Annotated in this window: 11 protein-coding genes and 1 pseudogene; all 12 read left to right on the top strand. The window is 27.2% G+C overall.

Going from position 1 to position 12,677, the window contains the following annotated elements; translation table 11 throughout:
• Window positions 1-2,004: carbon-nitrogen hydrolase family protein (locus KGF50_RS17010; protein WP_227849167.1), on the top strand; the 2,004-nt coding region annotated here is incomplete at its 5' end.
• A gap of 11 nt (window positions 2,005-2,015) precedes the next feature.
• Window positions 2,016-2,978 carry a hypothetical protein gene (locus KGF50_RS17005; protein ID WP_227849166.1) on the top strand — a complete coding sequence of 321 codons (963 nt, stop codon included), beginning with the start codon at window positions 2,016-2,018 and terminating at the stop codon, window positions 2,976-2,978.
• Window positions 2,979-3,454: 476 nt separating this feature from the next.
• The gene (gene licT / locus KGF50_RS17000) at window positions 3,455-4,297 is read left to right on the top strand and encodes a BglG family transcription antiterminator LicT (protein ID WP_227849165.1); all 843 of its coding nucleotides are present in this window, start codon (window positions 3,455-3,457) and stop codon (window positions 4,295-4,297) included.
• A gap of 146 nt (window positions 4,298-4,443) precedes the next feature.
• Window positions 4,444-6,372, top strand: a complete 1,929-nt coding sequence (locus tag KGF50_RS16995) for a beta-glucoside-specific PTS transporter subunit IIABC (protein WP_227849164.1) — start codon at window positions 4,444-4,446, stop codon at window positions 6,370-6,372.
• 59 nt (window positions 6,373-6,431) lie between these two features.
• On the top strand, window positions 6,432-7,859 hold the full coding sequence (locus KGF50_RS16990) for a 6-phospho-beta-glucosidase (RefSeq protein WP_227849163.1): 1,428 nt from the start codon (window positions 6,432-6,434) through the stop codon (window positions 7,857-7,859).
• 299 nt (window positions 7,860-8,158) lie between these two features.
• Window positions 8,159-8,935, top strand: coding sequence for a nitroreductase family protein (locus tag KGF50_RS16985; RefSeq protein WP_227849162.1), 777 nt, complete (start codon window positions 8,159-8,161; stop codon window positions 8,933-8,935).
• A 15-nt stretch (window positions 8,936-8,950) separates the two neighbouring features.
• Complete coding sequence (locus tag KGF50_RS16980; RefSeq protein WP_227849161.1) at window positions 8,951-9,316, top strand: ArsR/SmtB family transcription factor; 366 nt, start codon at window positions 8,951-8,953, stop codon at window positions 9,314-9,316.
• A 159-nt stretch (window positions 9,317-9,475) separates the two neighbouring features.
• Window positions 9,476-9,667 (top strand): annotated as a pseudogene (locus tag KGF50_RS22600) (helix-turn-helix transcriptional regulator); the annotation flags it as partial.
• Between the two features lie 27 nt (window positions 9,668-9,694).
• The gene (locus tag KGF50_RS22595) at window positions 9,695-9,910 is read left to right on the top strand and encodes an AbrB/MazE/SpoVT family DNA-binding domain-containing protein (RefSeq protein ID WP_413926829.1); all 216 of its coding nucleotides are present in this window, start codon (window positions 9,695-9,697) and stop codon (window positions 9,908-9,910) included.
• Between the two features lie 33 nt (window positions 9,911-9,943).
• Window positions 9,944-11,131, top strand: coding sequence for a macrolide family glycosyltransferase (locus KGF50_RS16970; protein ID WP_227849159.1), 1,188 nt, complete (start codon window positions 9,944-9,946; stop codon window positions 11,129-11,131).
• A 191-nt stretch (window positions 11,132-11,322) separates the two neighbouring features.
• Window positions 11,323-11,727 (top strand): DUF3139 domain-containing protein, encoded by a 405-nt coding sequence (locus KGF50_RS16965; RefSeq protein WP_227849158.1) that lies wholly within the window; start codon window positions 11,323-11,325, stop codon window positions 11,725-11,727.
• A 210-nt stretch (window positions 11,728-11,937) separates the two neighbouring features.
• Window positions 11,938-12,078 (top strand): hypothetical protein, encoded by a 141-nt coding sequence (locus KGF50_RS16960; protein WP_227849157.1) that lies wholly within the window; start codon window positions 11,938-11,940, stop codon window positions 12,076-12,078.
• The last annotated feature ends 599 nt before the right edge of the window (window positions 12,079-12,677 follow it).

Raw genomic sequence — 12,677 nt, 5'->3', positions numbered from 1 at the left:
GTATATATCAATAATCGAAATTTAAAGAAAGAAGTATTAAGTCAAACTAAAAAGTGTTTATTTGAGCATTTAAGTATATGTATATCTATGGTATATGCTTTAAATGATGAGTTATTTTCTCATCAAATAAAAATTATAGAAAAAGACAACATTAAAATGAATTTAGAAATACATAGAATAATTAAAAAATCTTTAAATAGTACTTTGATTAATATAGAGTCTGAGGTAAGTAAGAAAGCAATAATTAATTATATAGATGTTGAATTTAATGATATATATTCCACTAAAGAATATATAAGAAAATCAAATATGATTAGACATCTTTTAGTAAGAGAAACATTAATGAATTATACAATATGTGTAATTGAGAATAAAGCTGAAAAGGATATAAATCTAATTGAAGATAGATATGTAAATACAGAAATAAGGTCAAATCTTAAGTGTACAAAACTGAATAGAAACTATCAGGATAGATATAATTGTTATAAGTCACTAGAACCATCTCATAATAAATGTGTATTTGATATTTCAATAAATAATGCAAGATATACACCTAGATTTATTCATTTACATGAATTGATACTATTCTATATTAATTTAAAAATATCAAAAGGTGAAATAATTAGTGGTATAGGATATATAGAAGCTGCAATAACTAAATTTAAAATAATTAACAATATAAAAATCGAAGAATCTTCACTTAATCATATATGTACAGACATTGATAAAATAAAATTAAAAGGGAAAATATTAGATGAAAGCGATATAGAGAAAATTTTGTGTAATTATATTGAAGAAGAGTCTGATATTAAGATTATAAAACAATTAATAAAATACATTAATCAATATAGAGAAGAGATCAAAGTAAAAGAAAATAAACTTAGTAGGCATAAATATAGTATTAATGATTATATATTAACACAGAGAGAGTCTAATATTAATATTCTAGATATAAAAAATGATAATAAAAGTGAGAAAATAAAAATTGGAATTGTACATATGAAAGTAAATGAAAAAGATATAGATTCAAGTTTTTCTAAAATTCCAAATTTGGAAAGCAGACGTATTCAGAAAATTAATAGATTGCTAAATGATGCAGTTAAAAATGGGGCTAATATAATTATATTTCCAGAAGTGAGTATTCCGTATCAATGGTTGGATTCTATATCAAAGTTTTCAATGAGGCATAATGTTGCGATAATATGTGGATTAGAACATATTATTTATGAAAATGAACTATGTTGTAATTATTTAGCGACTATACTGCCTGAAAAATATAATGACTATAAATATACTATTGTAAAACTGAGGTTAAAAAATCACTATTCTCCTAGAGAAAAAGAATATGTTAAGGGTTTTAATTGGAAATTACCTATTATGATGAATAAAGAAGAGTATGAAAAAAACAAAGAAAAGCATAATTTAAATAAATGTATAAATTATAAAGATATAGAAATAACTGATAGGTTAGATGAATCATCAGAGCGTAAAACAAGTAAATCTAACTGTGGAAATATATCAGATTGTGATTTATGCCAGGAGATTAATCAAGAAATATTTTGTAAGGAGTATGACTTAATAAGGTGGAATAATATTGATTTTTCCTCTTATAGTTGTTTCGAATTAGCAAATATAAAAGATAGAGCGTTGTTTACATCGCATGTAGACATGCTTATAGGAAGTGTTCATAATAAAGATGTGAATTACTATGCAAATATTATAGAATCATTATCAAGAGATGTTCATTGCTATTTTGTGCAAGTAAATAATTCTGAATTAGGTGATAATAGAATAATAAGTCCTTCAAAGTCTGCTAAAAGAAATATACTACAGATAACAGGGGGAGAAAATGACCTAGTCTTAATTGGTGAAATAGACATCAGATGCTTAAGAGAATTTCAAAAGAAAGATTATAATTTACAGATGAAAGATGAAAGATATAAACCAGTTCCACCTGGATTTGATTATAAAAATATAAAAATAAGAGATGAGTTACCACTCTAGGAAGGATGAAAATGAAAGAAACATATTATGAAGAGATAAAAAATTTTATAGAAAAACAGAAAAAAAGCCTAATTATTCTTTCTCCTACATTTTCAATATACAATTATTCAAAGATAAAAGGGAAAAATAATTTCAATAAGGAATTAGCTGATGTCACGAAAAAATTCTTTCTAATGTTAGCTTTATATAATTTTATATTAATTGGTATATATGATGTCTATAGAATGATAAAAATAAATCAAAAAAATTATATTTTAATAGCCATATTTTCTGCTATATCTATAGCAATTCCTTATTTTTTTATTAAAAAAGTAATATCTAAAGACTATAAGATAAATTTGATACAAAAGAAAGGAAATACACTACAATCAAAGATAAGGATATTTATTATAACAAAAATATTCAATCAAAAAATAATAAATATCTTTGACTTAATAACTATTATATTTCTAAGTATAGTACTAATAGCTATTATGTTTCCAGACACAGTATTAGTAAATGATATATTTCAAAGATTTAATATAATAACAAAAGGTATATTATTTTTTATAGTAATATATATATATGCAGTATCAAGACCAATACATTTCTTTTTAGTATTTATTAGGGATATTATTAAAAAAACTTATAAAAAAGATGAAAGAGATACTGATGGAAAGATACGACTTATTATTCTTTCAATTGGAAGTTATATTAATTTGATGCTAGATTATACTATACTATTTTATACTTTCAACACAATTGGAATTGAATTGTTAGGTATGCAAATGTTTGATTGTAAAGTAAATAATGTATTAGATATGTTGTATTATACATCTGGGTTTGGAGAGATAAATCCAGTTAATTTCATGACTAAAACATTAGTTATGATCAAAGAAGTTAGCATTTTTACATTGATAACAGGAAATTTTGCAATATATCTAGCTATAGATAGTAAAAAAAATAACCATCAAAAGATTAATAATGGTAATTAAAATTAATTTATTCGTAATTAAAATTATGGAGGATTTGAATAAAAAATTTTGGTGTAAAATTTATGTTAAAGTATAACTATATATGTTTCTTGAGTTGTCGTATTTACTATTAAAATCTGCAAAAACGTATTGATATAAACTAATGTTAATGTCTTTTTTATTATAGTGAAATAATCATATTTTAAATAAATATAAAATATGAACTAAAAATTAAATACAGGATAACAAAATTACATATGATGAAAAAAGACTAACCAATAGTATAACTAACAAAAGAAAGCAACCTAGAGGATTGATGAAATATATTCAAAGAAAACGTTGACAAAATATACCTAATGTTTTATCATAATAATTGGAATTAGGTAGTAATTGTTTAAGTACAAGCTAAGCTTATTCATTAATAATAGCAGTATCCTAGGAAGGATTATGCCCATTATTATGGATAAGCTTTTTTTATGCTCAAAAGGAGGATAATCATGATAATTAATAAGATATTAAATAATAATGTTGTAATTACATTAGACGATAATTATGAAGAAATTATTGTCATGGGTAAAGGCATTGGTTATCAAAAATCAAAAGGCGATTTAATAGATAAAACTAAAGTAAATAAAGTATTTAGAATATCAAATAAAGAAATATCAAATAAGTTACAAGAATTACTTAATAATATTCCTATGGAGCACATGAAATTATCAAGTGAGATTATAGAGTATGCACAAATAAAGTTAAACAAGAAGTTAAATGAAAGCATTTATATATCATTAAGTGACCATACATATTCTGCAATTCAAAGAATGAAAGAAGGAATAAACGTAAAAAATGCAATACTTTGGGAGACTAAGAGATTTTATAAAGAAGAGTTTGAAATTGGAATGAAAGCACTTGATATTATTGAAAGCAAAACAGGTGTAAAATTACCTGAAGATGAAGCTGGATTTATAGCTTTTCATATAGTAAATGCTCAGTTAAGTGAAGGTCATACCTTGGCATCTGATATTACAAAGTTAATACAAGAAGTACTTAGTATAGTTAGATATCACTTTAGGATAGAATTTCATGAGGATTCAGTATTTTATTATAGATTTATAATGCATCTGAAATTTTTTGCACAGAGATTACTCTCAAATAGTGCACATGAAGGTGAGACAGATAAAGAGTTATTAATCATTATTAAGTCTAAGTATAATAAAGAGTTTGAATGTGTAGTTAAGATTAAAAATTTTATTAAAAAACAATATAACTACATATTAACAGATGATGAACTTATATATTTAACAATACATTTAGCTAAAGTAGTTAAAGATTCAAATATGTAAGCTGAATAATTTTTCAGTAGTATAATAGTAAGAGTTATTGAAAGGAGTGATACTAACAAAATTATACCTATGGTTGGATGGTAACATTGAGTTGGCCAAACCTTCAGATTTCAAAAAATTTATTTAAAAGAAATATGGAGGAGAAAATGGGAAAATACAAACAATTAGCACAAGACATAGTAAAAAATGTTGGTGGAAAAGAAAATATTAGTGGATTAGTACACTGTATCACAAGATTACGTTTTAATTTAAAAGATGAAAGTATAGCAAATGATGATGTATTGAAAAATATGGAAGGTATTGTTACTGTAATGAAAAGTGGAGGACAATATCAAGTAGTCATAGGAAATCATGTTGAGGCTGTCTATAAAGATATCGTTGAAATAATTGACCTAGATGACTCAAGTACAAATTCAGAAACTAAAAAATCAGGTAGTATGCTAGATAAAGGTATAAATATAATATCAGGAATTTTTCAGCCAGTATTAGGAATAATGGCAGCTTGTGGGATGTTAAAAGGATTTAATGCTTTATTTGTAGCAATGGGATTATATAGTGATGTATCTGGTGGATATATGGTGATAAATGCAGCAGGCGATGCATTATTTACATTCCTTCCTTTATTTTTAGGATATACTTCAGCTAAGAAATTTGGGCTAAAACCAATGTTGGGATTAGCACTAGGCGCTGCAATGTGTTATCCTGCCATACAAGGTAGCAGTATATCGGCAGGTGCAGATGTGATGTACACTTTATTTAAAGGAACAATGTTTGCATCACCAGTATATATTGATTTCTTTGGACTACCAATGATATCAATTGATTACACTGGTACAGTTGTACCAATTATATTTATAGTGTATTTTGCATCTAAGTGTGAAAGATTATTCAACAAGATTGTTCCAGACTTAGTTAAGTTCTTCTTTGTACCAATGCTTACATTATTAGTAACAGTACCTGTTGCACTTATAGTTATAGGTCCTATAGCAACATTTGGCTCTACACTTATTTCGCAAATTGTAATTTCTATAAGAGATTTTAGTCCGCTGTTAGCAGGTGCTATAGTAGGATTTACTTGGCAAATTCTTGTTATTTTTGGTATGCACTGGGGATTCATTCCTGTATATATAAACAATGTTATAACTTTAGGATACGATAATGTTATGATGCCATTCTTTGCTTGTACATTTGCAAGTTCAGCAGTTGTATTGGCGATATTCTTTAAGACTAAAGACAAGAAATTAAAAGAGATGGCAATACCAAACTTTATATCTGGTATATTTGGAGTTACAGAACCAGCAATTTATGGAATATTATTACCTTTAAAGAAACCATTTATAATAAGTTGTATTGCTAGTGGTATTGGAGGAGGTTTCTATGGATTCTTTAATCTTAGAAAGTTTATAACTGGAGGGATGGGAATATTCGAACTTCCAGCAATGATTGAACCAGATGGGGGAATGGGTAACTTAATAGTAGCTCTTACTGGTATAGCTATATCAATGGTTGTAGCTTTTGTATTAACTATGGTTTTATATAAAGAAAAGGAGACAGAAAAAGCTAAAGAAGTAAAAAATAATGTAAAAGAGGAAACAAAAGAAGTTAAGTCTACTAAATTAGAAAAAGAAATAGTAGTAAGCCCCATAAAAGGTGAAGTATTAAATTTAAGTGATATAGAAGATGCGGCATTTGCATCTGGTGTACTAGGCCAAGGTGTAGCAATAATACCTAGCGATGGAAAAGTAGTTGCACCAGTAGATGGAGTTGTTACAACTTTATTTCCTAGTTTGCATGCTATAGGAATTCTTTCAGATTTAGGTGTTGAAGTGCTTATTCATATTGGATTAAATACTATTCAGTTGGAAGGAAGAGGTTTTGAGGCATGTATAAAGCAAGGCGATAGAATTACAAAAGGTCAAACGATATTAAACTTTGATATTGATGCAATAAAAGAGTCAGGGTATAGTGTTGTAACTCCAATTGTTATCACAAATTCATCACAATTTTTAGATGTAGTAGAAACAGAAAGTAAAAATGCTGAATTAGAGGACAATCTGATTACAGTTATATTTTAGTAAAAACTAAAGCATTAACATAGATTAATGCTTTAGTTATAATTTCGGGAGGCTTAACTATGAGTTTTAAAAAAGATTTTCTATGGGGAGGAGCTACTGCAGCTAATCAATGTGAGGGTGGATATAATAAAGACGGAAGAGGATTAGCAAATGTAGATGTATGCCCAACAGGAAAAGATAGAACAGCAGTTATTACAGGAAGATTAAAAATGTTTGATTTTGACAACGAACATTATTATCCAGCTCAAACTGGTATTGATATGTACCATAATTATAAAGAAGATATAAAGCTATTTGGTGAAATGGGATTTAAAGTATATAGAATGAGTATTGCATGGAGTAGAATATTCCCAAAAGGTGACGAAGAAACACCAAATGAAAAGGGGCTTCAATTTTATGAAAATATATTTAAAGAATGTAAAAAATATGAAATAGAGCCACTAGTGACTATTACACATTTTGATTGTCCAATGCATTTAATTGAAAAGTATGGTGCATGGCGTAATCGTAAAATGATAGGTTTCTATGAGAAACTATGTAATGTTATCTTTAGAAGATATAAAGGATTAGTGAAATATTGGCTAACTTTTAATGAAATAAACATGATTTTACATGCTCCATTTATGGGTGCTGGTATTTGTTTTGAAGAAGGTGAAGTTGTTGAAAAGATAAAATATCAGGCTGCTCATCATGAACTTGTAGCTAGTGCAATTGCAACTAAAATAGCACATGAAGTTGATTCAAATAACTTAGTTGGCTGTATGTTTGCAGCCGGAAGTGTGTATCCTTATAGTTGCAATCCTAATGATATATGGGAAGCTACAAAGCTAGATAGAGAAAATTATTTCTTTGTAGATGTACAATCTAGAGGAAAATATCCTAACTATGCATTAAAGTATATGGAGCAGAATGGTATTACACCAGAAATGGAGCCTGGTGATATTGAATTATTGAATAAATATACAGTAGATTTTATTTCATTTTCATATTACAATAGCCGTTGTGTCAGAACTGACGAAAATATAGATGATGTAGCTGAAGGAAATATATTTACATCTGCTAAAAATCCGTACCTCTCATACAGTCAATGGGGATGGCCAATTGATCCATTAGGTTTAAGAATTACATTAAATCATGTATATGACAGGTATGAAAAGCCATTATTTATTGTAGAAAATGGATTAGGTGCAAAAGATATAGCTGATGAAAATGGTTATGTAGAAGATGATTACAGAATTGATTATTTAAGAGAACATATAAAAGCTATGTATGATGCAGTTTGTATAGATGGTGTAGATTTATTAGGTTATACTACATGGGGGCCTATTGATTTAGTAAGTGCTGGAACAGGTGAAATGGAAAAGCGCTATGGATTTATATATGTAGATAGAGATAATATTGGTAATGGAAGTTTGAGAAGGACGAAAAAGAAAAGTTTTGAATGGTATAAAAAAGTAATTGCTTCAAATGGTGAAGATTTAGATTAGATAAGAAGAATATAAAGATAATAGTGATATAATTTTTTCCTTGTAATAGGATTAACGAAGAGATTTACTAAAAAGAGAGATATAATTTATTTTGTATCAAGAGATGAAAAAGGCAAACTTAAATTTTAAGCTTGTCTTTTTTTATTATACAGAGCCTTTAATGCTTTAAAATCTATTAAAAATTTCCGTAATAAATACATTAAAAATTTAATGGTAATCAAATTCTTTACCAATGAATATAAAAAGTATCTGCGTGTTATAATAGTTTAAACTAATGAACGAAAGGTAGATGAATGCATATGAAATATCAACATATAATTGAAGTTAATAAAGACCTTTGTATTGGATGTGGACTTTGTAAAAATGATTGTCCAGTAAATAATATAATTATAGAAAATAAAAAATCAGCAATTAAAAAGCAAGACTGCCTAATGTGTGGGCACTGTGCAGCAATCTGTCCAAAAGAAGCTATTACACTGACAGGATTTGATGAACCACCAATAGAACTTACAAATAAGCAAAACTTAGATTCAGATGAATTACTAATGGCAATTAAATCTAGAAGGAGTATCCGGAAATTTAAAGATAAGGAAGTTTCTTCAGAAATTGTAAAGCAAATTATTGAGGCTGGTAGATATACACCTAGTGCTAAAAATTCACAAGATGTATCATATATTGTTTTAGACAATAAAAAAGCAATGTATGAAAAGGAAGCAGTGAAATTTTTTAGAAAAATAAAACCTATTGCAAATATTGCTGTTAAATATTCAAAGGAAGTTGAGATTGATGATAATTTTTTCTTCAAGCATGCTCCTGTTGCAATAATGATAGTTACAAAAGATAAGATTAGTGGTTCACTTGCAGCATCAAATATGGCACTAATGGCAGAATCTTATGGTCTGGGGGTTTTATTTAGTGGATATTTTTCAGATGTAGCAAATAATTCACCAAAGTTAAAAAAGCTTTTAAGTTTAAAACATAGGGACCATATTCTTACAACGCTAGTGATTGGATATCCAGATGTTAAATATAGACATACTGCACAAAAAGAAGCAGCAAGTGTTAGATACTTATAAGAGATGGAGGATTTTATGGAAAAAGAATGTCAGCAAAGAATACAAGAAATAACATCTAAATTTAAAGAATGTCGTAAAGCTATTTCTGCTATGGGTGATGAAACTAGACAGTTGATTTTAATTACACTCCTAGAGAGTGACTTCAATGGTATACGGGTAGGAGAAATTACAGAAAAAACACATCTTTCTCGTCCTGCTGTATCTCATCATCTTAAAATATTGAAAGAAGCAGAAATTGTTAATGTACGTAGAGAAGGAACGAAAAATTATTATTATCTTGATTCAAAAAAATCACAATGGAAATCACTAACAGAGCTAATAAATCTTATATTTGTTGGAATACAAGATATTGGTGAAGATGATATAAGAAAAGGTGAGTAAAGCAAAGTGATTTAGCACAAAGGGGCTATTGCATGAACAAATTAAATTTGTTCTGTGATAGTTCTTGTTTATGTATAAAAATATATAAATATATACATGAATGTTAAGATTAGTTGATAGAATTTAAGTAATAAATATAATACTATAAACATAGGAGGTATGAAAAATATGATTAATATGAATTTGAAAAGACTAAGAAAAATCCACCAGTACACACAAGAGGAATTAGCTGAAAAACTTAATGTTTCTAGACAATCAGTAGCAAAATGGGAAAATGGAGAATCTACTCCTGATATAGATAGTTGCATTAAACTTGCAAAATTGTACAATGTCAGACTAGATGATTTAGTTAATCATTCAGAAGAAAAATCAGGTATTATAATACCACCTAAAGGAAAATTTTTCTTTGGAGCAGTTGTAGTTGGTGAACGTGGTCAGATTGTTATTCCAAAAGAAGCAAGGGATATATTTAATATAAACGCAGGAGATAAATTATTAATACTCGGAGATGAAGAAAGAGGATTAGGAATTGTTCACCAACGTGATTTGATAAATTTCATAGGTCATATGGGAGTAATAAATAAAGAAGAGTGATTTTTAAAAAATTTATAAAAGGATGGATAAAATATGGGTAAAATAGTATTTTTCAGTATTCCTGCATATGGTCACACTAATCCTACAGTTGAGGTAGTTCGTGAATTGGTAGATAGAGGGAATGAAGTATTGTATTATTCTTTTAATGAATTTAAAGATAAAATTGAAGATAGTGGAGCAAAATTTGTTTGCTGTGATAAATATCTTCCAGAATTACGCTCTGGAGATGAGAAAAAAATTGGTAAGGATTTTGCTGGGTTAATTGAGATGATAGTAGATACTACCATATCTTTAGATGAAAAAGTCTGTAAAGAGCTTAAGGACTTTAATCCAGATTGTATTGTATCAGATTCGTTAAGTTTTTGGGGAAAATTATTTGCACAAAAACTTAATATTCCATATATATGCTCTACAACAACTTTTGCGATTAATAAATATACAGCAAAGATGATGAAACAAAGCTTTAAGGAAATTATACGTATGGTTTTTGGCATGAGACGCATTAATAAAAAAATAAAGCTTTTACGAAGAAAAGGATATGAGGTAAAAAACTTTATTTCTATAGTTTCTAATGATAATGATACAAATACTATTGTATATACATCAAAAGAATTTCAACCAATGGTAGAGACTTTTTCTAGTAAGTACTCATTTGTAGGTCCATCAGTATCAAAGGTGATTGTCGATCCTAAAGAGAGAAAGAAAAAGCTAATATATATTTCGCTTGGTACAATTAATAATAAAAATGTAGAATTTTATAAAAACTGTATAGACGCATTTAAAGATTTTGATGTTGATGTAATTATGTCTGTTGGCAGAAATACTGATATTAAAAGTTTAGGAAATATACCAAATAATTTCGAGGTCAAAAGTAGCGTTGAACAGATTGCGATACTTCAAGAAACTGATGTGTTTATTACTCATTGTGGGATGAATAGTGTTAATGAAAGTTTATATTATGGAGTACCTATGGTATTATTTCCACAACATTCGGAGCAGAGAATGGTAGCTAATAGAGTTACTTATTTGGGTGCAGGGCTTATGTTAAAAGAAAATAAGCCAGAAGATATTAAAGATGAAGTATTTCAAGTTATGAATGACAATGAATACAAAGAAAATGCAATTAAACTATCAAAAAGTTTTTATAGTGCAGGAGGTTCAAAAAAAGCAGCAGAGGTAATATTACAGGTTATATGTGATAGTAGACAAAATAAAATATAGTAAGTTGATTAAAAATGTGCAATATATACGCCACTTAATCAAAATACTGACAGTGGGGTCTCTTAACCTACTAGTTGGGGCATATATATTGATACTAAATATGAGGGATGTTATATTTTAATAAAAAAAGATAACATTCTTTTTTTTTTGCATTATAGTAAGTTTTAAACAATAAATGAAGGAGGATTAACATGAAAAAATATAAAGTTATCTTAGGAGTATTAATTATAAGTATTATAAGTGTAACAGGGTTTGTTGTATATAAAAACTACATTGAACCATGGAAGGAGGCCGAAATATATATTAATAAGTATATGGTAAAGCAAGATATTTCAGAAGATAATATAAAGAGTATTACAAAAGAAAAAGCAAAGAAAGCAAGCTACAAAGGAATACTATATAGAGTATATTATAAAGATGACCCTCGATATGAATATCAATATTTTTATAGTGATGATTATTATGCTCTATATGTAAATAAAGTAATGTTACAAATTTATGATATGGAAAATAATAATAAACTTTTAAGAAGTAATGAAGAATTAAAAGGTGTGAAGCATATACCGATTTATCTTAAATATAAGTTGGATAAATAGTTAGTGACTAAATAGGAGTATTTTTATTGAAATTTATTTAAAAATAGGACTAGAATGTTTAAACAAAAATAAACTCCAGATTTTATGTATTACTATATAATTTATGATACCTAAAAATTTTATAGTATGTAAGTAATGTTAGGACAATAGAACAAAATACTACTTTTACTCAAATAGCACTTATTTGGTACAGTAAGTTTTAGTGCACTTATGGGAGTTACAGAACCTTCAGTATTTGGCGTGTTTATGAAATATAGAAGACCATTTGTAGCAGTAATGATAGGTGGAGGTCTAGGTGGTTTAGCACAAGTTAAAACTTATGGAGATAATTTAAATTCATTATACATGTAAAATAAAATGTGTATTCTCCTAAAAATAGTGATAATAAAGAAGTTAAATCTAATTACTATAATTGGAGGTACACATTTTTTATGTACAGTAAAAGTATTCAACCCTATAAACTTTCTATTTATTTAAAATATAGTGAATGGTGATAATTAAAATATTAAATATCACAATATATGGGGATATGTACGCTTTTCTATTTTTATTTAATCAAAGACTTCTATATATTCCTAATATGATTTAATTACTATATAAGACGATAAATTTGCAAAATATTGTCAGAATATATTGACAAAATCAAAGTTTGAAATTATAATTTATATCAAGAATAGTTTGATAAAATAAAAACTAGTAATTTTAGAATTTAATAAATTTTTTTATTGTTATTTTAGGAATAATTTAGGACTACTATAACACATAATTTATCATTGATTTAATATGATAAATAATTTTTACTTTTGGGAATACGATTTCTAAGATTGCTAGATATAGTATAATTTAAAGGGAGGAGGCATTAGCAGATACAAATTTTTACATAAAGAAGACTTAAAAGAAAGAGTTAGAATAAGTTATCTTTTGACAATAATAATGGATATGTTATTAAC

It is taken from the genome of Clostridioides sp. ZZV15-6598 (assembly GCF_020657705.1).
In the GTDB taxonomy this organism is placed as follows: Bacteria; Bacillota; Clostridia; order Peptostreptococcales; family Peptostreptococcaceae; genus Clostridioides; species Clostridioides difficile_F.
Note: the sequence above shows the minus strand (reverse complement) of the source record. Positions and strands in the feature narration are given on the sequence as shown.

What these genes read in the sequence shown, in the direction of transcription:
- KGF50_RS16995 (WP_227849164.1), top strand. Translation starts at nt 4,444, where the DNA reads ATGGGAAAATACAAACAATTAGCACAAGACATAGTAAAAAATGTTGGT.
- KGF50_RS16990 (WP_227849163.1), top strand. Translation starts at nt 6,432, where the DNA reads ATGAGTTTTAAAAAAGATTTTCTATGGGGAGGAGCTACTGCAGCTAAT.
- licT (WP_227849165.1), top strand. Translation starts at nt 3,455, where the DNA reads ATGATAATTAATAAGATATTAAATAATAATGTTGTAATTACATTAGAC.
- KGF50_RS16970 (WP_227849159.1), top strand. Translation starts at nt 9,944, where the DNA reads ATGGGTAAAATAGTATTTTTCAGTATTCCTGCATATGGTCACACTAAT.
- KGF50_RS16960 (WP_227849157.1), top strand. Translation starts at nt 11,938, where the DNA reads ATGGGAGTTACAGAACCTTCAGTATTTGGCGTGTTTATGAAATATAGA.
- KGF50_RS16980 (WP_227849161.1), top strand. Translation starts at nt 8,951, where the DNA reads ATGGAAAAAGAATGTCAGCAAAGAATACAAGAAATAACATCTAAATTT.
- KGF50_RS16985 (WP_227849162.1), top strand. Translation starts at nt 8,159, where the DNA reads ATGAAATATCAACATATAATTGAAGTTAATAAAGACCTTTGTATTGGA.
- KGF50_RS17005 (WP_227849166.1), top strand. Translation starts at nt 2,016, where the DNA reads ATGAAAGAAACATATTATGAAGAGATAAAAAATTTTATAGAAAAACAG.
- KGF50_RS16965 (WP_227849158.1), top strand. Translation starts at nt 11,323, where the DNA reads ATGAAAAAATATAAAGTTATCTTAGGAGTATTAATTATAAGTATTATA.